The organism is Bacillus sp. FSL W8-1202, from assembly GCF_038006165.1.
Taxonomy (GTDB): Bacteria; Bacillota; Bacilli; order Bacillales; family Bacillaceae; genus Bacillus; species Bacillus subtilis.
Map to the genome: position 1 here is coordinate 491,737 of NZ_JBBOUR010000001.1, position 20,093 is coordinate 511,829.

Annotated in this window: 25 protein-coding genes; 2 read left to right on the plus strand and 23 right to left on the minus strand. The window is 40.6% G+C overall.

Features of this window, described 5'->3' with window-relative positions:
• Nucleotides 1–118: 118 nt before the first annotated feature.
• The 21 genes from hpf to degS all read right to left on the minus strand — a co-directional run bounded on the left by hpf (nt 119) and on the right by degS (nt 15,559).
• Entirely contained in the window at nt 119–688 is a 570-nt protein-coding gene (hpf, locus tag NSQ09_RS02490; protein ID WP_003228031.1) for a ribosome hibernation promotion factor, read from the minus strand.
• A 190-nt stretch (nt 689–878) separates the two neighbouring features.
• Nucleotides 879–1,256: a hypothetical protein gene (locus tag NSQ09_RS02495; protein WP_003244377.1), complete on the minus strand. Its 378-nt coding sequence runs from the start codon at nt 1,254–1,256 to the stop codon at nt 879–881.
• Between the two features lie 9 nt (nt 1,257–1,265).
• Complete coding sequence (gene fliT / locus NSQ09_RS02500) at nt 1,266–1,607, minus strand: flagella biosynthesis regulatory protein FliT (protein WP_014481040.1); 342 nt, start codon at nt 1,605–1,607, stop codon at nt 1,266–1,268.
• Nucleotides 1,604–2,005, minus strand: a complete 402-nt coding sequence (gene fliS / locus NSQ09_RS02505) for a flagellar export chaperone FliS (RefSeq protein ID WP_017695301.1) — start codon at nt 2,003–2,005, stop codon at nt 1,604–1,606. Before fliS ends, fliT begins: the two co-directional genes overlap by 4 nt.
• 21 nt (nt 2,006–2,026) lie before the next feature.
• On the minus strand, nt 2,027–3,523 hold the full coding sequence (locus tag NSQ09_RS02510) for a flagellar hook-associated protein 2 (RefSeq protein ID WP_341030522.1): 1,497 nt from the start codon (nt 3,521–3,523) through the stop codon (nt 2,027–2,029).
• Between the two features lie 17 nt (nt 3,524–3,540).
• Nucleotides 3,541–3,870 (minus strand): flagellar protein FlaG, encoded by a 330-nt coding sequence (flaG, locus tag NSQ09_RS02515; RefSeq protein ID WP_017695303.1) that lies wholly within the window; start codon nt 3,868–3,870, stop codon nt 3,541–3,543.
• A gap of 233 nt (nt 3,871–4,103) precedes the next feature.
• Nucleotides 4,104–4,925, minus strand: a complete 822-nt coding sequence (gene hag, locus NSQ09_RS02520) for a flagellin Hag (RefSeq protein ID WP_017695304.1) — start codon at nt 4,923–4,925, stop codon at nt 4,104–4,106.
• A 143-nt stretch (nt 4,926–5,068) separates the two neighbouring features.
• Complete coding sequence (gene csrA, locus NSQ09_RS02525; RefSeq protein WP_003219727.1) at nt 5,069–5,293, minus strand: carbon storage regulator CsrA; 225 nt, start codon at nt 5,291–5,293, stop codon at nt 5,069–5,071.
• On the minus strand, nt 5,287–5,718 hold the full coding sequence (gene fliW / locus NSQ09_RS02530; protein WP_003228007.1) for a flagellar assembly protein FliW: 432 nt from the start codon (nt 5,716–5,718) through the stop codon (nt 5,287–5,289). The genes csrA and fliW overlap by 7 nt, the downstream gene beginning before the upstream one ends.
• A gap of 20 nt (nt 5,719–5,738) precedes the next feature.
• A complete protein-coding gene (locus tag NSQ09_RS02535; protein WP_003243053.1) occupies nt 5,739–6,314 on the minus strand; it encodes a DUF6470 family protein in 576 nt (191 codons plus the stop codon).
• Between the two features lie 46 nt (nt 6,315–6,360).
• Entirely contained in the window at nt 6,361–7,257 is an 897-nt protein-coding gene (flgL, locus tag NSQ09_RS02540; RefSeq protein WP_129137965.1) for a flagellar hook-associated protein FlgL, read from the minus strand.
• Nucleotides 7,258–7,267: 10 nt separating this feature from the next.
• Nucleotides 7,268–8,791, minus strand: a complete 1,524-nt coding sequence (flgK, locus tag NSQ09_RS02545) for a flagellar hook-associated protein FlgK (protein ID WP_003228001.1) — start codon at nt 8,789–8,791, stop codon at nt 7,268–7,270.
• 18 nt (nt 8,792–8,809) lie between these two features.
• Nucleotides 8,810–9,292, minus strand: coding sequence for a flagellar protein FlgN (gene flgN / locus NSQ09_RS02550; RefSeq protein WP_003227999.1), 483 nt, complete (start codon nt 9,290–9,292; stop codon nt 8,810–8,812).
• A gap of 15 nt (nt 9,293–9,307) precedes the next feature.
• Nucleotides 9,308–9,574, minus strand: coding sequence for a flagellar biosynthesis anti-sigma factor FlgM (flgM, locus tag NSQ09_RS02555; RefSeq protein WP_003227997.1), 267 nt, complete (start codon nt 9,572–9,574; stop codon nt 9,308–9,310).
• 80 nt (nt 9,575–9,654) lie between these two features.
• The gene (locus NSQ09_RS02560; protein ID WP_041351272.1) at nt 9,655–10,074 is read right to left on the minus strand and encodes a TIGR03826 family flagellar region protein; all 420 of its coding nucleotides are present in this window, start codon (nt 10,072–10,074) and stop codon (nt 9,655–9,657) included.
• Nucleotides 10,075–10,147: 73 nt separating this feature from the next.
• Nucleotides 10,148–10,870: a comF operon protein ComFC gene (comFC, locus tag NSQ09_RS02565; RefSeq protein ID WP_210215985.1), complete on the minus strand. Its 723-nt coding sequence runs from the start codon at nt 10,868–10,870 to the stop codon at nt 10,148–10,150.
• A complete protein-coding gene (gene comFB, locus NSQ09_RS02570) occupies nt 10,834–11,130 on the minus strand; it encodes a late competence protein ComFB (RefSeq protein ID WP_003227989.1) in 297 nt (98 codons plus the stop codon). Before comFB ends, comFC begins: the two co-directional genes overlap by 37 nt.
• A 59-nt stretch (nt 11,131–11,189) precedes the next feature.
• On the minus strand, nt 11,190–12,581 hold the full coding sequence (comFA, locus tag NSQ09_RS02575; protein ID WP_003243962.1) for an ATP-dependent helicase ComFA: 1,392 nt from the start codon (nt 12,579–12,581) through the stop codon (nt 11,190–11,192).
• Nucleotides 12,582–12,686: 105 nt separating this feature from the next.
• Nucleotides 12,687–13,532, minus strand: coding sequence for a DegV family protein (locus NSQ09_RS02580; protein WP_003244125.1), 846 nt, complete (start codon nt 13,530–13,532; stop codon nt 12,687–12,689).
• 97 nt (nt 13,533–13,629) lie between these two features.
• On the minus strand, nt 13,630–14,319 hold the full coding sequence (gene degU / locus NSQ09_RS02585; RefSeq protein WP_003219701.1) for a two-component system response regulator DegU: 690 nt from the start codon (nt 14,317–14,319) through the stop codon (nt 13,630–13,632).
• 82 nt (nt 14,320–14,401) lie between these two features.
• The gene (degS, locus tag NSQ09_RS02590) at nt 14,402–15,559 is read right to left on the minus strand and encodes a two-component sensor histidine kinase DegS (RefSeq protein ID WP_003227983.1); all 1,158 of its coding nucleotides are present in this window, start codon (nt 15,557–15,559) and stop codon (nt 14,402–14,404) included.
• A 216-nt stretch (nt 15,560–15,775) separates the two neighbouring features.
• Between degS and NSQ09_RS02595 the strand changes: the two genes are divergently transcribed.
• Both NSQ09_RS02595 and tagV read left to right on the plus strand, forming a co-directional pair.
• Entirely contained in the window at nt 15,776–16,429 is a 654-nt protein-coding gene (locus tag NSQ09_RS02595) for a YigZ family protein (RefSeq protein ID WP_121591204.1), read from the plus strand.
• Nucleotides 16,429–17,604, plus strand: a complete 1,176-nt coding sequence (tagV, locus tag NSQ09_RS02600) for a polyisoprenyl-teichoic acid--peptidoglycan teichoic acid transferase TagV (protein WP_129137968.1) — start codon at nt 16,429–16,431, stop codon at nt 17,602–17,604. The genes NSQ09_RS02595 and tagV overlap by 1 nt, the downstream gene beginning before the upstream one ends.
• Before the next feature lie 72 nt (nt 17,605–17,676).
• On the opposite strand, the gene NSQ09_RS02605 is transcribed toward tagV, so the two are convergent.
• Nucleotides 17,677–18,753, minus strand: coding sequence for an MraY family glycosyltransferase (locus tag NSQ09_RS02605; RefSeq protein WP_043858787.1), 1,077 nt, complete (start codon nt 18,751–18,753; stop codon nt 17,677–17,679).
• Nucleotides 18,754–18,897: 144 nt separating this feature from the next.
• Entirely contained in the window at nt 18,898–20,091 is a 1,194-nt protein-coding gene (tuaH, locus tag NSQ09_RS02610) for a teichuronic acid biosynthesis protein TuaH (protein WP_072557276.1), read from the minus strand.
• Nucleotides 20,092–20,093: the final 2 nt, after the last annotated feature.

Below are 20,093 nucleotides of genomic sequence, written 5' to 3' on the forward strand. Positions count from 1 at the left end.
TAATTTACTAGTCCATGTATACCTCTCATTATCATATCATACCTTATGTTATTTCCAAAGAATTTGCAAATAAGAAAAACAAAAACCTTCCGCGGACATCACGGAAGGCTTCTCTTCATTATTCAGTCGGTTCAATTAAGCCATATTTCCCGTCATTTCTGCGGTACACGACATTTGTAAGGTTTGTTTCCGCATTTGTGAAAACAAAGAAATTATGGCCGAGCATATTCATTTGCAAGATCGCTTCTTCACTATCCATCGGCTTTAAATTAAAGCGTTTCTGACGGACGATGTCCAAGCTCTCCTCCTCTTCTATGTCATCCTGAACCGCAATATCTGTATCAGAGCCAAGGCCGTTTGCCAATAAATATTTTGGAGAGCCCTGCTCACGGAATTTACGGTTTACTTTCGTTTTATGCTTACGGATTTGACGTTCCAGTTTGTTTGTTGCGAGATCAATTGCGTTGTACATATCCTCGTTATGCACCTCGGACCGAAGCGCCAGATCTGTCATCGGAATCGTAACCTCAACCTTAGACTCCTTGTCATTGTAAAACTTCAAGTTGACGTTCACATCAGCATCCACGCTATGGTCAAAATAGCGCTCCAGCTTGCCGATCTTCCTCTCGACATGATCCTTTAACGCGGGTGTCACTTCAATATTTTCTCCTCTGATGTTATAGTTCATCAAAGAACGCCTCCCTTTTATTAAGGATATGTATCTATTTCTCTTTTACCCTTTACAATTCCTGCTGAAACATAAATCTTTTGTGAAAATTCAGTGAACTTTGTCGAATTTTGTTTGTATTTGCTCTGTTATTGGCGGTTCGGGGGTATATGTATATGCTGATTGAACGAAACAAATACCTCACACACGCCTAATTGATTAAAAAGGGTTCCATACATTGATGAATAGACAGCATCCATTTTCTATAATGAATCAGAAAATGTTCCTTTAAATACTCACAGAACTCATGAGAGGGAAAAGAGAAAGAGACCAATTGATCAAACTCCGCAAAAATTTGGTCAAATGCTTTCACACAAATTTCAGCACACCGCGAATCCATAATGAAGAGAAGTGTTGAATGTGTTGAATCCAAATAAAAAAAGGCTTGGATCAGATCTTGGTAGATCCGATCCCCTTCTGTTTTTGATAAATTCTCTTCAGCCTCTATCAAATAACACAACCCTTCTTCAATGGTAAAAAGAAGATGATAATAAGCTGATAAAAGCGTATAATCTTCAATGCTCTTCAAGGCACTCACCTATTTACGCTTGTCATAATATGTGCCGTCAATCGTAATGTTGTTATAAGGGTTTAAATACGTCGTATGCATCACACGTTTTCTTTTCATCTGCTGAAGTTCTGCTGCGATTGACTGCTTCAGTCGTTCCATTTCCTTCACAATAAGCTGATCCCATGTCAGCACTAGCTTCATCTGCTTTCGCTCTTCTTCTGAAAGCGGCAGAGATATCTCCTGAATCAGTTCAGACCGTTTAGCCACAAAGTCTTCAATTTGTTTTAAAAGCTCATCGCTTTCCGGCGTATTTTGTATGTGTGACAGCATACTCTTCGTCTCAGTGTATAGTTGATCTATGTTATTCATGCGATCCCGCCTGATCCGTGCCGGTCCTTCCGTTCACTTTGAATGGCTTGTTTCCAAGCATCGCGAAAATCTGTTACATAGCCTTCAACCTCAGCCAGCATGCCCATATCATTTTTAATATTTGCCTGTACCAATCTGCGATACATATAATCGTACATCGCACCCATAGAAGCGGAAAGCTCTATGTTACGGTTAAGTGTAAAATTTAATTCCTGAATAATATTTTGCGCTTTAATCAGATTTTCATTTTTACGTTCCATATCATCATTCTCAATGGCCTGAGCGGCAAGTCTTATAAATTTCAAACAGCCATTATACAGCATAAGCGTCAGCTCACCGGGTGTAGCCGTATTCACTGAATTTTGCTGATAGGCTGTATAAGGATTTTGGATCGCCATGTGTCATCCTCCAAATTACATTTATTGTGCTAGAAGCTGTGATAAATAGGACGATTGTTCGTTCATTTTTTGAATCGCAGAATCCATTGCACTGAATTTTGTATAATAGCGGTTTTCTATTGTGGTCAACCGGTCCTGCATTTTGGTGATATCAGTGCTGATCGTGTTTAAATTTTTACCGATTGAGTAGTCATTGGTTCCCATTGTCGAGTTACCGGCTTTTGCTTCAATGCTTTTCACCGTACTTTTCAGTGTGTCACCGATGCGTTTCATAATCCCTTTATCACTATAAGCACTGCTGTTCGACCCGCTTGTAAATAAGGCGGCAACACTTTGCGGATCTTCTTGTATTTTAGCTTTCAGTTTGTCTTCATTAATTTCTAGATGTCCTCGCATTTGGTAAGCACCAGACGTTGTGATGCCAAATTCAGTTAATTGATAGGTTTTTCCATCCGCACTAACTTGAGAATAAAAATCAGTCCGCATTTGATTCGTGCCGGTGCTGATGCTGGTATCATTTTTCAGCAAACCGCTTTTTGCCTTCTCTTCCCAGAGTTCTATCTCTTTATCGGACATGGCTTCTTTTTGTTCACTCGTCAGCGGCGCATAGTCTCTGTATTTTTCTTCTTTCAACTTTTCATTCAGGCTGTCAACCAGTTCATTGTATTTATTCACAAACTCTTTAATTTGGTTGTAAATCCCGTCAACATCAGTAGATACAGATGTGGTAACAGGGCCTGTGGCTGCAGTTGTATTTTTGATCGAATAAGTAACGCCATTCACTGTGAAGTTGTTTGACAGCTTCTCCATTTCAAAGCCGTTGATGGTGACTTTTGCATTCGTTCCTTCTTTGTAAGCAGTAATCTTATTATCAGCGTCCAAAGAAAAACCTAGCTGGCCAGACATAAAATCTGCTGTAGCAGAGTCTGCTGCTTGTATACTGCCTCCTGCACCTGTTGCTTTAGAAGAAAACGCAATGGTTTCCACATACTCTGTACCATTCCAAATTTTATCTTTAAAAGCTGATACTCCTAGATCTGAGCTGTTAAGTTTAGAAATCACATTATCAATCGTATCAGCACTCGTCACACTAATGTTCACTGTTTTTGCGGCTGTCTCACCAGGCGCAAAAACGTTAAATGCCAAATTATAATCGCCTTGTGTGTATCCCGTATAATTGTTTGCCTTATACGTTGCTGCAGTTGCCAAGCTCGCCACTTCAACAGTAGACGAAGAATTTGGCGCACTTACGCTTCCTGTAGCAGTTAACACAGACTCATTAGAGCTTGTCACAGTTTTGCTCTGATACGTGCTCGGATATGTCAACGTATTTTTAGACATATAATCTTGCAATTCTTTTATTTTTGAGTTTACTTCACGATAGCTGTCACGCTGCCATTCAAGAGTCTGCTTTTTTTGTGTCAGCTTATCAAGCGGCGCTCTTTCTGTCTGCATCAGCTTTGATACAATATCATCTATATCCATTCCTGACGCCAGACCTGTTATTCTCGTGACCATTTCAAACCACTCCTAATCTACTTTTTTTCATCTACAAATAACCCAAGAAATTCAGTCATAGCCGCATAAAAATCAAGCCACCGTTTTGGTGGAATTTCGCGGATCACTTCATTTGTAGAGTCCTCTATTACCTTTACATAGTATTCATTTAACTTGTCATGAAGCTCGAACTTCAGATGAACTTGCGAAGGTTCCAAAAACTTGTTCATTCCCTCTACCATTTCAGCAAGGTCGGTATATGAAACTTGATGAACAGGAACCTCACTCTCATGATCTTTCTGATTATGTATTTGAGTATCATAACGATCCCAAACAGGTTGTAACGTAGTGAGCCTTTCAATGTTCAATTGATCATCCCCTATGCCCCAATCTATCGTTTATATCGACTAAATGGAGATAAGATTACACATATTTTTGGAAAAAATCTCATCCGTTTTAGATTTCTTAGTTTGGAAATACGTTTATAAAAAGTAAGTGGAGAATCCGGTTATTATATCATGATTTAATAACAGCAAGTGGAATGATTCGGAGTTAGAAATATAAATAAAAGACCTTGGCAACGCCAAGGTCCTCTCTAAAATTAACGTAACAATTGAAGTACGTTTTGCGGCTGTTGGTTCGCTTGAGCAAGCATCGCTTGAGAAGCTTGAGAAAGAATGTTGTTCTTTGTGAAATCGCTCATTTCTTTCGCCATGTCAACGTCACGGATACGAGACTCAGCAGCTGTCAAGTTTTCAGAAGAAGCACCAAGGTTGTTGATTGTGTGCTCTAGACGGTTTTGTACCGCACCAAGTTTAGCACGTTGGTTTGAAACACTTGTAATTGCACTATCGATTTTAACAATCTCAGTGTCAAAACTAAAATCATCTGCTGAAACATCGATACCTTTTACTCCTAAAGTTGTTGCATCCATGTTGCCAATTGTAACATTAATATTTTGGGTAGCATTTGCACCAATTTGGAATGTAAATCCTGCTGTTTCACTACCGTCTAAAAGTTTTTTTCCGTTAAATTCAGTACGTTGAGAAATTCCATCGATCTCTTCAGTTAAAGCATCCATTTCATCTTTAATTGCAGTTAAATCTTCAGTTTGCTGTGTACCTGTGTTTCCTGCTTGAACAGTAAGTTCACGCATACGTTGAAGGATTGCATGGGTTTCAGTCAATGCACCCTCAGCTGTTTGGATAAGAGAAATTCCGTCTTGAGAGTTTTTAGAAGCCATTTCAAGACCTCTGATTTGTCCTCTCATTTTTTCAGAAATCGCAAGACCCGCTGCGTCATCTCCCGCACGGTTGATGCGAAGACCTGAAGAAAGTTTCTCCATGTTTTTTGAGCTCGCACTGTTGTTTGAAGACAAACGGTTTAGTGTGTTAAGCGCTGCGATATTGTGGTTAATTCTCATTTTTATTTCCTCCCTGAATATGTTGTTTAGGCACGTCCTTGTGCCTCAATTTTGTAATCGGCGGAGCCATTTGTGCCCTCTCCCGGCTACATCATTAATATCGGATTGTCTCTGATTTTGTTAATACAAAAATAAAAAAATCCTCACTTTTTTTGTGAGGATAATGCGGAGATCACATCGCTGGATAACGCTGCTGCACGGTTATTTTCTTCCTGAATGGTCAAGTAAATTTCTTTCCTGTGAATATCAATATGCTTTGGGGCGTCAATTCCAAGCTTCACTTGATCCCCTTCAACCGCAATCACTTTTACTTCAATATCAGCACCTATTTGAATCGCTTCGTTTATTTTCCGCGATAAAACTAGCATGATTCTCCTCCAATCGGATGCTTTGTCGTATATGAGGAGTCGTGTAAAACGACTTGCTTAGCCATCATGTTCTTGCGATTCACAATAATGGGAGCCAATAAATTCGCAGTAGACTTTTCAAATGGCTCTGCCATAGTCAATATTGTCATGACTTCTACGTCTTGAATATTATCGATATCCAAAAGTTCAGCAGTTGATTCATCAAGATCAAATTCATAATTCTTAAAAAAGATAAACGGACTTACGACGATAAACGCAAGATTTTCTGAAGTGACGGACTGCAGTGCCACGAATGGAGAGTCTTCTGAAAGCGGAAGTATGACGAACTGTTTTTCTTCTAAAAAGCCTGGAATCCCGCTTTCAAAAAGAATGATTTGTTCTTCTTTTATGTTCATTTGGCCATGGTACTTCGTATGAATGATCATTGTTCACGATCCTTTTCTTTTTACTTTTCGGGTGATTCTTTCGGGTATTCTACATCTATATTTAAATCAGGGTATTGAAGCATGTCAACCTTAACATTTCCTGGCGTATATTCAACAATTGGCTTATGCGGCTCAGCCTGAATAACAGGCTTTCGCGGCGTAATCTGCACATCAAGCTGTGACGGAGTATATTGTATTTTCACCCTCGAAAGAGAAGGAGCATAATTTTCGCCTAATTGAATTTGGTGCATTTCAGAGTTCCTCCTTGCTTGTGAAGCGATTGGGTTCCCCTTATTTTCAATCTTCATAAGCTCGTCGCCTTCTTCTGCAGTGCGTGCTATTCCCTCCATTACATCCTCATGCCCTTGTTGGGCGGCTTCTTCAATTCTCTTGAAAACATGCTTTCTGTCTAATTCTTCCCATGCTTGTGTCTGGTCAATCGTGAGTTTTCCAGGTGTCACCGATATTTCCATTTCCGCACTCGGCTGTTCGATCTCTAGATCAGCTTGAGGCTGCTCCATTTTTAAGCTGGCAGGCGTCGTTGTTAAACCAATTTTTCCTTGAACACTATGCATAATCAATCTGGGAATCTGCATCACTCTACCTCCTGAACTATAAAAAAAGCGAACTCCTAAGAGCCGCTTACTTTAAAAAGTCAATCAATGTAGGCTGAACAATTTGCGCATTAACGGCCAGAGTAGCCCTGTGCACACTTTGCTGCGCAATAAATTCAGTTATTACTTCTTCCAGTTCTACATCTTCATTGTCTGATAACACTTTGGTAGCTGTTTCTTCTTGCGCTGACAGTCTTGTATTAACCAGTTCAAGACGATTATATCTCGCTCCAAGATCAGATCGTTCAGCGCTCATGCCGTCAGAAAAATGATCAATATCATTTAAAACACTGTCCATGCCATCTAGCGAACCAGAATTTAGTGCTTTCTCAAAAGAATCAAGCATTTCAAATACATTCTGCCCGCTTTCAGAAGTGCCTCCAAAAGCTGACTTTGGATCTGAATTCACTTTCAATGACATATTATTTGATATATTGACTACGATATCAGCTGTATCAGAAATTGTATAAGTTCCGTCTCCGTTATCTGTAACCGGAGGCTTATCTGAATTTGTGCCATTAAAGATATATCTGCCGTTCACTTGTGTATTCGCAATATTTAAAAGCTGTTCCTTTAACTGCTTTACCTCTACGCCAATCGCTTGCCGCTCCGGCTCGCCGTTTGTATCATTTTGAGCTTCAACCGCTAATTCTCTGACCTTTGACAAGATGTCAATTCCTTCTGTAATGTTTGTTTCTGTGTTTTCGAGCCAGGTAAAGGCTTGAGAAGCATTGCTTTTGTACTGCTGCACTTGAGACAGTTGCGTATTATACTTTAAGCTTTTCATTGCTACTACAGGATCGTCGGAAGCTTTTGAGATTTTTTTTCCTGAAGAAATCTGCGACTGGAGTTTATCCAGCTTCGAGTAGCTCGAACCGATATATCTCAGTGAGTTTTGCTGTATCATGCCTTGTGTTACTCTCATGTGACTCTACCTACCTTCCTCCAACACCCATGCCGTTGATCACTTTATCAAGCAATTCGTCTTGTAAAGTCACCATTCTTGCAGCTGCATTGTATGCGTGTTGGAATTGAATCATATTCGTCATTTCTTCGTCTAAAGAAACTGCGCTCATTTGCTGACGGTTTATGTCAGCATCATTCAGCTGTGTTTCTGTATTAGACGCCAGTCGATTAGCCTCTTGAGCTTCGATCCCTAGCTCGCCAATCAGACCCGCATAATAATCTAAAACACTAGTTTCTTTACCGTTAATGGTTATTTTACCGGTTAAAACATTTGCTAATTTTGTAGCATTTGCGTTATCGTTGGCTGCGCCAGTCAGTGAGAAAGCAATGTTTGCGCCTTTTGAATCTATTATGCTGTCAGCCACTTTGATCTTGCCCGCCGCGCCCTTGGCAGGTTCAGTTTCACCGCCAGTAAAATCAAAAAAGTCTCCGCCTTGTTCACCGCTCTTGGTCACACCATTTCTGTGCACTTCATTGAAAGCTTTCGCGAATTCAAGCGCCATATTGTCAAGATCAGAAAGCATTTCCGGGTATACGCCCTTTTCTTGGCCATCTGCTGTTATATACCCATAAGACTCTATAAACCCTAAAAGGGATCCCTTGCTGCTAAAGGACTCCGCCTGTACAGCTGTATCCCCGATTGAAATACTTGATACTAACCCAGTTTCATTATCATAGTTGGCTGCAAGTTCTGAAACCTCGTAATTTTTACCGTCCAAAACAGTTCCTAGCGACTGTTTATTTTTATCAAGGATTTCAATTGATACAGTTCCTTCAGCAGATGCAAGTGCATTCCCGCCTGATTTGTTGTAGCTGACTTTGATATCAACCATTGAGGATAATTTATCGATCAGCAAATCTCGCTGGTCATATAAGCCATTCGGAAGAAGCCCGACCGGCTCTACTTGTGCAATTTGCTTATTTAAACTGTTTAACTGAGAAAGCAGAGAATTGACATCCAACACAGTTGTATTTAGCTCTGCTTTTAAATTCGATTGGACATTTGTAAGTGATTCAGAAATATAATTAAACGTTTCAGCTACAGCTTGTCCTTTTCGAGCAACAACAGAACGTGCACTTTCTTCATTTGTATTATTCGATAATTCCTGCAGGGAATTCCAAAACGAATTGAGCACACTGTTCAAGCCGCTGTCATCCGTTTCATTTAAAACGCCTTCCATTTGGGACAGCGCTTTTGCCTTCGTGTCATAGTATCCGGCACTGTTGTTTTGAAGACGGTATTGGTAGTCAAGAAAGATATCTCTTATTCTCTCAACTGATTTTCCTTGAACGCCCGTACCCATTTGTCCCGCTGTTTTTTCTGCATTTTTAGATACAGCAGGGAAATAGTCAGTTGCCTCCAATGAGACCCGCTGTCTTGTATAACCATCAGTATTGGCATTTGCCACGTTATTTGCAGTAGTGCTTAACGCTGCCTGCTGAGCGCTTAACGCCCGCCTTGCAGTTTCAAGCCCCATAAAGGTAGATGTCATTTTCTGAATTCCTTTCTGCTAAGCTTTTGAATCAAACAGTTTCATTTTGCTACTTTTCGGCAGCTCAGCTTTAATTGATTTGCTGTAATTGAAGTTATTTTCCTTAGGAACCAGCATATCGTACGAAATAGAGATGAATTGCAGCGCGTCTCTTGTCAGCTGCCTATTCATCTCATTTACTTTTTTCAGACGTCCGAGAACTTGAGAAAGAGATTCGTATAGTTGTTCCAGCTCTTCCTTTTCACTGCCTGAGGTTTTGGCGATACATGCGGAAATAGTATTATTTTCGCTATATCCGAGAAAGGCCGAAGTTGTTTTGATCCGGTCATCTTCTGTCTGCGTGATTGCTTGAATATATTTTTGCTCTTTTGTCAAAATGTTAGAAAGCTCTTTTGTTTTGCCGGCTTTGAGCGCTTCCGTCTTTTCTTCAGACAGCGTGAGCAGGTGCTCATGCAGAACGCAAAGTCGCTTCAATTGTTCAATAATTGCCTTCGCTGACATGGGCTTTCTCCTTTTTTATTGCTTTTTATAAAAATTAATCATATTTTTCGCAATATGATTTGCGTCTACTTTGTATGACCCGTTTTCAATTTGCGCTTTAAGCTGCGCAATTTTTTCCTGTCGTGAACCAGTGACTGCGTCGGATGCATGTTGCATTTCTTTAGCCTGTGATGAAATTTCAATTTTATCTTGAGGCTGTGCAACAGTTTTTTGCACCGCTTGCTTATCATAATTTTTTTGATATGGATTAACGGATTGTGTTCCAAATTGATTGATTTTCATAGGATTCCTCTCGCTTTCCGTTGCAGTCTTTAAACAATCTTAACCCTTTTATCGACTGCGTTTTCAGTTAGTTTAGGGAATCAGCTGTTTTTGGTATTATAGGCATAGTATGTGTCTTTTTTACTATTTTCTTTCTCGATTTTCAGAGCATCCTCGTGGTTCAAATGATCCATTTGATCCTTAATATCGGACTGGCAAGCCTTGCAGAACTTGCCTTCTCTAATCGATGTCCCGCACCTTTCACAAGGGTATGCCAAATTAGGAAGATGAGTGATCTGAATTCGCTTCTGCCTGATGAATTTCAATATCAGCTCTTCTTCCACACCTGTTTCCTCAGTTATCCGGCTCAAAGTTGATTGCCGGTTTTCCTGTTTTCTTAAAAATTTATAGACAGTCTCAAATGATTTTACTTCTTCCTTAATACACGCCTGACATACGGTTTGCAGCTTTGTTTTTAAAAATAAAGCATTGCATTTCGGACAATTAGCCAGTTCTCCCATCTTTTTTTCTCCTTATTAGATAATATGCCTGTGTCAATTTCTAGTGATTATATCGGCATAAAAACAGAATCATTTAGCTTCTGATCAAGGTAAAAGATGACACTGAAGCGGCTTTTCCTTTTTCTAATAAGCAGCGGGCTGCGAAGTGCAAGGTGGCGCCTGTTGTATAAAGATCGTCTATTAAAATGATATTCATACCTTCTGCTGAATTATTTTTTGTATCAAAAATGCACTCTGACAGCAGGCGTTCTGTTTTCTTTTTCTTTGACTGTTTCTCATTATTCAGGCGAATGAGGGGATGGTGGGAAGGCCGGTCTAAACATTCTGCCAAGAGATGTGCCTGGTTAAATCCGCGCTCTTCTTCCCGTTCCTTGCTCAGCGGAATAGGTACAAGAACAAAATGCTTATCGGGGTAAACCTTAGAAAAGGTTGAAGAAAAATCACTTTTAAATGCATTTATGATTTCTGCATCTCCTCTAAATTTAAAACGGGAGAGCGTTTCTTTCATCATATCATTATATGTGTAAACTGAACGGTTTTGACGCAATAGCAAACTGTCTCTGATCCTTGTTCTCCACACCTCGCAATCCCTGCATACGGCATGAACAGATTGAGGTCTGCCGCACAGGGGGCAGATATGTCCTGTGATTTTCTTTAATTTGCTTCTGCAAGAATAACAAACCTTTTCATCAGGCTTTAGTAAAAAAAGGGCTCTCCATGTAATATCTTGAGAAAATTGCGAATCACATAATAAACAGATCAGTTTATGAATGCCTCCTCCTGCTTCGTTTGACATAAATCGCTTGGACTCTCTGAAACTACTGCAGCAGATTCAGCCAAAATGACAAGCATTGCTGTGTTTTTTTGTTTATCTACCAGCTCAGCTTTCGTATATGCGATCTTTTTAAAATCAGTAACGTAGGATGGACTCACTTTGTTTAAAGAAAGTGCCAATACATCGTTTTGGCATACTTGGCAAGTACAGGCCATATGAAGCTGGTCCATATATCGGTCGAGCAGTTCTTTCATTACGATTTCTTTTGAATTGACAAGCATTTTTACAGCTCCTCATCATCGGTTATATGAGTATACTGTACCACGTTTTCAAATAATGGCTAGTCTGTACATTCAACTTTTGCTGCCAATTCATTCATTTCTTTTATATGCTTTCTTGCATCGAGCATACTCTTTGTTTTGCCGAAGTGAAAGTAAATGACATCGCCGTCCGCATATTCTTTATGCCGGCCGGTTCTTCCTGCAATTTGAACAAGTGCGCTTTCAGTAAAGATAGACGATTCCGCTCCTAGTACACCCGTTTGCACCTTGGGGACTGTGACGCCTCTTTCCAGTATTGTTGTTGTGATTAATAGATCGAGCTGACCATCTCTGAATTGCTGCACTTTCTCCTTTCTATGCTTGTCTTCCGCGTGCACAGATGCGGTTCGGCAATGAACACCTTTAAAGCACGCAGCAGCCTTTTCCAGAATAGAAACGGAAGGAACGAATAAAAAAACAGGCCTCCCTTCTTTTACATGAAACTCTATCCATCTTTTCACCGCTGGCGGAATTTTATTTCGGTTTAATTTCTTCTTCCAGTTTCCACACCATACAAAGCGCGGTTCGGGTAAAGGTTTCCGGTGGTGTCTTGCGGGGATGCGAACTGAATGTAACTGTCCGTTCAGTGCTTTTCTTTTTAATTCTTTAGGAGGTGTTGCACTTAAATAAACGAGGGTGCTGTTTTTCTTTCTTGCTTTTTGAACAGCGAATTGAAGGGTTTGATCAGCAGAATATGGAAAAGCGTCAACTTCATCAATGATCATAACATCGATTGCATCTTTATATCGCAAAAGCTGATGCGTAGTGGAAATCATAAGCGGAGATAGCCGCCCTTTGTCATCGCTTCCTCCGTAAAGCGCTGAAATGTCAGCACCCTGAAAGGCAGCCTTGAGTCTTGGAGCAAGCTCTAATACAACATCGGTGCGAGGTGTTGCAATACATACACGCAGTCCTTGATTTAACGCTGATTCTATACCAGGAAACAGCATTTCTGTTTTGCCAGCGCCGCAAACCGCCCAGATGAGGAGCTCTTCTTTTTTTGATATTGCTTCAATTAAAACATTGGCGGCTTTTTGCTGTCCGCTTGAAAGCTTGCCATCCCATGTCAGCTTAATAGACTTCCAGTTTGATTCATTTTCCTCTTTCCATGAATATAAAGGAACCTCCTCACTCACTCTGCCCATCATGACACAGGAACGGCAATACAGCTTATTCTTTCCAGATGAGTGATAAAAAGAAAAATACCGCTGATCAGTTTGTCCGCACCTATTACATCTATATCTCCGTTTATTTATGGATATAGAATTTTCAGCAGTGATATATCCATTCTTGATATGCCATTCAATCATCTCATCGGAAAATGAGAGCTCAGTCCTGAGCAAATGACGGCTTCGAAGCGTCTGCTGCAATTCTTTTGAAAAGGAACTGTTTTTTTCAACTGGCACATTCACATAGCACGCCTCCTTTCGAAACAGTATGCCTGAATGAATATTTTCTGTCCAACTATTAAAATAAGAATATAAAAAAATCTCCGCTCTAAAAACGGAGATTTGGCCTTATTTAAAACACCAGCAAATTCCTAACGCACCTTCACCCAAATGAGTGCCGATTACCGCGCCAAAATAGCTGTTATAAAATTCAACATGAGGATATTTTGCAGAAAGCTCTTCAATGATTTTCGCTGCTTCTTCCTCTCGATTAGCGTGGATAACAGCAGCTCGCATAGGCAACCCTTTACTCGCATCTTCGTCTAAAAGCTCATAAATTCGCGAAATTGCTTTTTTACGTGTGCGAATCTTCTCAAAAGGCACAATTACCTTATTGTCAAAATGAAGGATAGGCTTTACCTTTAGAAGACTACCAATGAAGGCTTGGGCGCTGCTTAATCGCCCGCCGCGCTGAAGATGGGCTAAGTCATCTACCATAAAATAAGCTCGAACTGTTTTTTTCATTTCTTCCAGTTCTTTTATAATATCTTCCGGCGATGATGCTCCGTTTTTGATTAATTCAGCAGCTTTAAGGGCATAAAAGCCTTGAGCCAAGCAGCTGATCTCTGAGTCAAATGGATACACATCAATATTGTCGACCATCGAATCAGCCGCTGCTGCACTGCTGAATGTTCCGCTGATCCCGCTGGAAAGATGGATACTGATAACCGCATCATAAGACTTGCCAAGCTCTTCATACAACGCAACCAGCTCGCCGATTGGCGGCTGAGAAGTCGTCGGGAGCTCATTATGTTTTTTCACTTCTTCATAAAAGCTTTTCCAGTCCAACTCAATTTCTTCACGGTAAGTCTCCTCCCTAAAAACAACCTGGAGAGGGATCATATGTATCTGATGTTGTTCACGCATTTCTTTCGGAATATATGCCGTGCTGTCTGTTACGACTGCAATATTCATAGCTTCGATACCTGCCTTATTGCTTTATAACTCTATTGTAAGGGAAACGGCAGCCTAAAAAAAGACCTGCCTAGTAAAAGGCAAGTCTCCTATTATACTATCTCATTTCTACCCAGCCATTTTTAATGGCGACCACAACGGCTTGCGTCCGGTCGTTTACATTCATTTTTTGTAAAATATTGCTGACATGGTTTTTAACGGTTTTCTCACTGATAAACAATGATTCACCAATACCGCGGTTGCTTTTTCCGTCTGCAAGCATCTGCAGCACTTCACATTCCCGCCTAGTTAAAATATGTAATGGTCTGCGGATTTCAGGGTAAACCTCATGTTGAGGGTGTGCAGAAACTCCGCTTGTTGCAAGGCGGCGGAATTCGTTAACGAGGTTGTGAGTAACCTTCGGATGGAGGTAAGATCCGCCCTCAGCCACTACTTTAACCGCTTCAATTAATGTATCAGCATCCATCTCTTTCAGCAGATAACCTCTTGCACCTGTTTTCAGGGCATGTGTTACATAATTTTCGTCATCGTGAATTGATAGAATAATTACTTTAGATTCAGGATACAGCTCTACAAGCTGTTTTGTAGCTTCCACACCATTTACGTTTGGCATATTGATATCCATGATCACAACATCAGGATGATAGTGCTCAACAATACGAGCCGCTTCGTCTCCGTCATCACCTTCGGCTACCACTTCAAAGGTAGGTTCAAAATCCAATATCCGTTTAACACCTTCACGAAATAACTGATGGTCGTCGATAATAACAATGTTTACTTTAGTCACAAGCCACGCCTCCTTGTATTATTGTTCTATATACTCTAGCATTCGGTCAATATGCCTTTTGGCTCTATTTTACAAATCATAGTCAAAGAGATAACGGAACCTTAATCATAATAAATGTCCCAAGACCTATTTTCGAATCTATTGTCATCGTTCCTTCCAATAAATCTACTCTTTCTTTCATGCCCAGCAAGCCGAATGATTTGTTTTTCTTCTCTTTCGCTTCCTTCAGGTCGAACCCTTTACCGTTATCTTTTATCATTAAAATCACAAAATCCTTTGTGATCTCAACTTTGACTGTAATTTCTTCAGATTCAGAATGCTTTAGCGCATTAGACACAGCTTCCTGTGCGAGCCTGAAGAGCGCAACCTCAAACTGAGGCGCTAGCCTCTGATCCTCTGTTTCTCCAATGCACTGAAAATGTATTTTGACCTTCCCGTTATATTCCTCGGTTGTATATAGATATTTTCTTAAAGTTGGAATCAGGCCTAGGTCATCAAGGGCCATCGGTCTTAAATCATATATAATCCTTCTCACTTCGTAAAGGGCATTCCGAACATTTTGGCGGAGATTTTTAATTTCTTGGAATCCGTCCTCTGCGCCCCGGTCACGGAAAATCCGCTCGATTAATTCCGATCTCATCATAACATTCGCCAGCATTTGAGCGGGTCCGTCATGGATTTCTCTTGAGACTCTTTTTCGCTCTTCTTCCTGCGCCTCAATAATTCTTAAGCCGAAATCCTGTTTTGCCTGAGCATCAGCAAGAAGCAGTCCAACTTCGCGCAAATCCTGATTCAAGTAGTTGAGCACAACTGTAATTTGGCTTACTAATGATTCTGACCGCTCAATGATTTCCTGAAGCCCTAGCAATCTGCGCTCCAAATCGTCCCGCCGTTCGCGCAATTGCTTCTCACGCTGCTGGATCATCGTCAATTCTACCTGCAGCTTATGGGCTTTTTCATAAGCATTGCGGATTTCCTCTTCACTGAATCTATGAAAATTACGGCTGACCTCGGATAAACGGTTTCTCGCATGGCGAGTTTGCACTTCAAGTTTATCGCCAAGCTCAATCACTTCATACACCTGCTGTTTAATTTGTTTCAGTTCTTCGACCAGCTGTTCATACTGCTGGCGTGACTGCTCCCCGATTTGAAAAACCTCGTCCTTGCTCCCGTCAACGGTTTTCAGCATCTTCATCAAAATAGAATCCAGCACTTTGGAATCCATCTTTGTTTTATTCATAATTTCCCTCCGTCACGGCGTTGTCATATATTTTTATTATAAATGTAATTGATCTGCAAATTATGTCGAATTATAATGAAAGAATGCGTATATTCTAGAAAAAAACATTTTTATATACTATCTACTCTTTATGATACCAAAATACGCACAAAAATTCTAAAGACTGTACGAATTTGTATAGGCAGTCTTTTATGCTTAGCAGGAGGGTCAGCTAGCATGCTGCACAGCTATTTTACTGTGAAAGAAGCAGGAGAACACGAGATTGTTATAGAAAAATCGCGTTTTATCTGTCATTTAAGCCGTGTTTCTACCGAACAAGAGGCACAGGAATTTATACAGAAAATAAAGAAACAGCACTGGAATGCGACTCATAATTGCTCGGCTTATGTTATTGGCGAGAATGATCATATCCAAAAAGCCAATGATGACGGAGAACCAAGCGGTACAGCGGGAGTGCCGATGCTCGAGGTTTTAAAAAAACGCAAACTGAAGGATACTTGCGCCGTCGTTACACGCTACTTCGGAGGCATTAAGCTTGGTGCTGGCGGATTAATTCGCGCTTATGGGAAATCAGTGTCTGAAGGATTAAATCATATAGGTGTTGTAGAACGGAAGCTTATGCGAATCATGCATACTTCTGCAGATTACACATGGCTTGGCAAGATTGAAAACGAATTAAGGGAGTCACAATTTCTGTTAAAGGAAATCCATTATTCAGAAAATGTTGAATTCGAAACATACGTGGAAGAAAAGGAAACAAATGCTTTTTCTGAATGGATGACAGAACTGACAAATGGAAAGAGTGATATTAAAGAGGGAGAGTTGACGTATCTTGAAAAAGCCGTCAATCACATAAAGGAGACTGAATAATGGCTGAACGCGTTAGAGTGCGTGTGCGAAAAAAGAAAAAGAGCAAACGCAGGAAAATTATAAAAAGAATAATGTTATTGTTCGTCCTCGCATTATTAGTAGTTGTGGGGCTTGGCGGATATAAACTTTATAAAACCATAAACGCTGCGGATGAATCGTACGATGCCCTATCCCGCGGGAATAAATCAAATCTTCGCAACGAAGTTGTAGACATGAAGAAAAAACCGTTTTCTATTTTATTTATGGGAATAGAGGATTACGCGACTAAAGGACAAAAAGGGAGATCAGACTCTCTTATTGTTGTTACCCTGGATCCCAAAAATAAAACCATGAAAATGCTGAGCATTCCGCGTGACACACGTGTGCAATTAGCTGGTGACACAACGGGAAGCAAGACAAAGATCAATGCCGCTTACAGCAAAGGCGGTAAAGATGAAACAGTTGAAACTGTTGAAAACTTCTTGCAAATCCCGATCGATAAATATGTCACAGTTGATTTTGACGGATTTAAAGATGTGATTAATGAAGTCGGCGGTATTGATGTAGACGTGCCTTTCGATTTCGATGAAAAAAGTGATGTAGACGAAAGCAAACGGATTTACTTCAAAAAAGGCGAGATGCATTTGAACGGCGAAGAAGCCTTAGCATATGCCCGGATGAGAAAACAGGATAAACGCGGAGACTTTGGCCGTAATGACAGACAAAAACAAATCTTAAACGCGCTGATTGACCGCATGTCAAGTGCAAGCAACATTGCTAAAATTGATAAAATCGCAGAAAAAGCCAGCGAAAACGTTGAAACCAATATTCGCATTACTGAAGGTTTAGCGCTTCAGCAGATTTACAGCGGCTTTACCAGCAAAAAAATCGACACATTGAGCATTACAGGTTCTGATTTGTATTTAGGGCCTAACAACACATATTACTTTGAACCTGATGCTACAAATCTCGAGAAAGTCAGAAAAACGCTTCAAGAGCATTTAGATTATACTCCTGATACAAGCACTGGCACTTCCGGTACCGGAAGTGCAACAGACGGGACTGACAGCTCAAGCAGTTCTGGCAGAACTGGCACAACAACTGACGGGACGACGAGCGGAAGCAGCTATTCGAATGACAGCAGCACAAGCTCAAACAACAGTACAACGAATTCAACAACTGATTCATCCTATTAAAAAATGCCCGGTCCTTTTAGAGGATCGGGCATTTTTGCGCAGAAAAAAACTCCGGCACATAAGCCGGAGTTTTTAATTCCTTTTCACCAGCCGTTTATAAAACTTTGTAAACGGCTTAAATTTTTCATTCACGAGTCCTGTCACTTCTGCTATGATTTCCATAAAAATAATTAAAATGAAGATAATAAACAAAGAAAGCCAAATTGTGGCACTTTTAAGCACAATCGCACTGATACTGAAAATAAATCCAATTAAATAAATAACTAAGACCGACATCCGATGTGAAAGGCCAAAGGCCATCAGTCTATGGTGAATATGCGACTTATCAGGCGCTGAAATCGGCTGTTTGTTTAATATTCTCCTGATGATAGCAAAAGTTGTATCAAAAATCGGTACGCCTAATATAATAATCGGGATAACGATACTGAACAATGTGACACTTTTATACAGGCCTAATAATGAAAGAATCGAAATACTATACCCTAAAAAAAGTGATCCCGTATCTCCCATAAAGATTTTAGCCGGGTGGAAGTTGTAAAACAAAAACCCCAGCGTGCTGGCAATAACGACTAATGAGAGTGACAGAATGAGCACTTTTCCGCCGGATAGCGCCATGACAGCGATCGTTGACAGGCCGATAACAGAAAGACCGGCAGCAAGGCCATCCAATCCATCAATCAGGTTAATTGCGTTCGTGATGCCGACAATCCATAATACCGTCAGCGGATAAGCCATCCATCCTAACTCAAATCGTTCTGTTAAAAAAGGTACTGAGAAAAAGTCCATTTTTAAGCCAGTGCTTACAATCATAATGGCTACACCTAATTGAATCAAAAACTTAACTTTTGCACTTAATTGATATTTATCGTCAAGAATACCTAACACAATAATGATGAATGCTCCGACTGTAATTGCCGTCATCCTTGTTTCTGTGTAAATACCGGATGCAAGCACGCCTGCAACCACCCCGATAAATATGGCCAGCCCGCCCATGCGGGGCATGATTTTGTCATGTACTTTTCGATTGCTGGGCTGGTCAACTGCACCTATTTTAATCGCAATCCTTTTTACGATTGGGGTTATGATTAAAACTGTCAGCAGCGAGACAATAAACGCAACAACAATGCGAATCATGCGTTCGTCAAGCATAAAGAAGTCTCCTTTGGAATTAAATGAAGTCTTTATTTATATAGAGAACCGTTCCTTCCATTATACCTTCTCCTTAGTTATTATAACAAGCTTCATCAAAAAGAAACACGTATAATCAAAAAACGCGCATCCCAATTTATAGGACTACGCATGTTTTTGAATCCCTGTATATTTCATAATTTGTCTAAATAAGCAATTCCAATCTTGTGTGCGAGCGATGTTTCGGCGCATTTCTTTATAGGTTTCGTCTCCGTTTTGTTCGAGAACTTTTTCACAAGCTGCTATAAAATCAATTGGATGATCACCTTCTACATATTCGTATACATACGGCTTTTGCATTTTTGAGGTTGACGGAAGATTAGAGCCGACGACAGGTTTTCCTGCCGCTAAAAATTCAAATAGTTTCAGTGGAAACACAGCTTGATTATACGGTGATTTTTTATAAGGCATGATGCCAATGTCGATAAGCTCCATAAAATGCGGAACTTCTTTCGGATCCGCCGGGCCGGTCCATATGACATTTGGAAGCCTCAGCAGCTCTTGAAACGAAACGTCACCATTGGTGGCATCCGGGCCAACCCATAAAAATGTCCAATCAGGCTTTTGCAGGGCGGCTTCTTCAATCATTTTAAAATCGAGCTTCGGTTTAATTCCGCCGATAAAACCTAACACTGTTCCTTCTCTCCCCTGCAGTATACTGCGATCGGGAGCTTGTTTATTTGCAGAAAACAGCTCATACTCCACACCGTTTTCCACAGTATGAACCTTTTCTCGTCCTGCAGTCAGTTTTTTGTCTACTTCCTTGTGAAGATAATCTGATGAACAGGTTATTGAATCTGCTCGTTGTATAATTCTCAGCTCTGCCGATTTAATGACTTTTCGCCGGAATTCAGACAGCAGATTTGATCGGCCGCTGATCGGCGCAGCCCATAGGTCACTGCAGTCATAAATGACCTGATCCCAAGAATACAGCGAAGACAGCAGCGGGAATCCGGGAAACGTGTACCATAAACAGCAGCGTTCACCGTTTGCAGAAGCAGGTGTAAGCTCATCGAGTAATGGGGAGAGCTTATGTCTGTAAAAGACATCTGTATATCGTCCGAAACGAAACATTTTTTTCTGCAGCAGGTCTTTGACAGCGAATTGCCTGATGCCAGAATGGACTTCCTGAAACTCTTTCCCTTGGGCACGCGGAGCCGGACATACCCAAATAACTTCCTTCGTTTCCTCCTGAGCAGCTAAAAATTCTGCCAGCCGGTGCCTTCTGTATCTCAATTGGTCTTTTCCCCATTCAGCAGTGGCAACGATGACATGAATGATTGCTTCTTTTGTTTCCACCT

Bases quoted from the DNA above. Each gene is read 5' to 3' on its own strand.
- hpf (WP_003228031.1), bottom strand. From the start codon at position 688: ATGAACTATAACATCAGAGGAGAAAATATTGAAGTGACACCCGCGTTA.
- fliT (WP_014481040.1), bottom strand. From the start codon at position 1,607: ATGAATAACATAGATCAACTATACACTGAGACGAAGAGTATGCTGTCA.
- fliS (WP_017695301.1), bottom strand. From the start codon at position 2,005: ATGGCGATCCAAAATCCTTATACAGCCTATCAGCAAAATTCAGTGAAT.
- NSQ09_RS02510 (WP_341030522.1), bottom strand. From the start codon at position 3,523: ATGGTCACGAGAATAACAGGTCTGGCGTCAGGAATGGATATAGATGAT.
- hag (WP_017695304.1), bottom strand. From the start codon at position 4,925: ATGAGAATTAACCACAATATCGCAGCGCTTAACACACTAAACCGTTTG.
- csrA (WP_003219727.1), bottom strand. From the start codon at position 5,293: ATGCTAGTTTTATCGCGGAAAATAAACGAAGCGATTCAAATAGGTGCT.
- fliW (WP_003228007.1), bottom strand. From the start codon at position 5,718: ATGATCATTCATACGAAGTACCATGGCCAAATGAACATAAAAGAAGAA.
- NSQ09_RS02535 (WP_003243053.1), bottom strand. From the start codon at position 6,314: ATGCAGATTCCCAGATTGATTATGCATAGTGTTCAAGGAAAAATTGGT.
- flgL (WP_129137965.1), bottom strand. From the start codon at position 7,257: ATGAGAGTAACACAAGGCATGATACAGCAAAACTCACTGAGATATATC.
- flgK (WP_003228001.1), bottom strand. From the start codon at position 8,791: ATGACATCTACCTTTATGGGGCTTGAAACTGCAAGGCGGGCGTTAAGC.
- flgN (WP_003227999.1), bottom strand. From the start codon at position 9,292: ATGTCAGCGAAGGCAATTATTGAACAATTGAAGCGACTTTGCGTTCTG.
- flgM (WP_003227997.1), bottom strand. From the start codon at position 9,574: ATGAAAATCAATCAATTTGGAACACAATCCGTTAATCCATATCAAAAA.
- NSQ09_RS02560 (WP_041351272.1), bottom strand. From the start codon at position 10,074: ATGGGAGAACTGGCTAATTGTCCGAAATGCAATGCTTTATTTTTAAAA.
- comFC (WP_210215985.1), bottom strand. From the start codon at position 10,870: ATGTCAAACGAAGCAGGAGGAGGCATTCATAAACTGATCTGTTTATTA.
- comFB (WP_003227989.1), bottom strand. From the start codon at position 11,130: ATGCTTGTCAATTCAAAAGAAATCGTAATGAAAGAACTGCTCGACCGA.
- NSQ09_RS02580 (WP_003244125.1), bottom strand. From the start codon at position 13,532: ATGAATATTGCAGTCGTAACAGACAGCACGGCATATATTCCGAAAGAA.
- degS (WP_003227983.1), bottom strand. From the start codon at position 15,559: ATGAATAAAACAAAGATGGATTCCAAAGTGCTGGATTCTATTTTGATG.
- NSQ09_RS02595 (WP_121591204.1), top strand. From the start codon at position 15,776: ATGCTGCACAGCTATTTTACTGTGAAAGAAGCAGGAGAACACGAGATT.
- tagV (WP_129137968.1), top strand. From the start codon at position 16,429: ATGGCTGAACGCGTTAGAGTGCGTGTGCGAAAAAAGAAAAAGAGCAAA.
- NSQ09_RS02605 (WP_043858787.1), bottom strand. From the start codon at position 18,753: ATGCTTGACGAACGCATGATTCGCATTGTTGTTGCGTTTATTGTCTCG.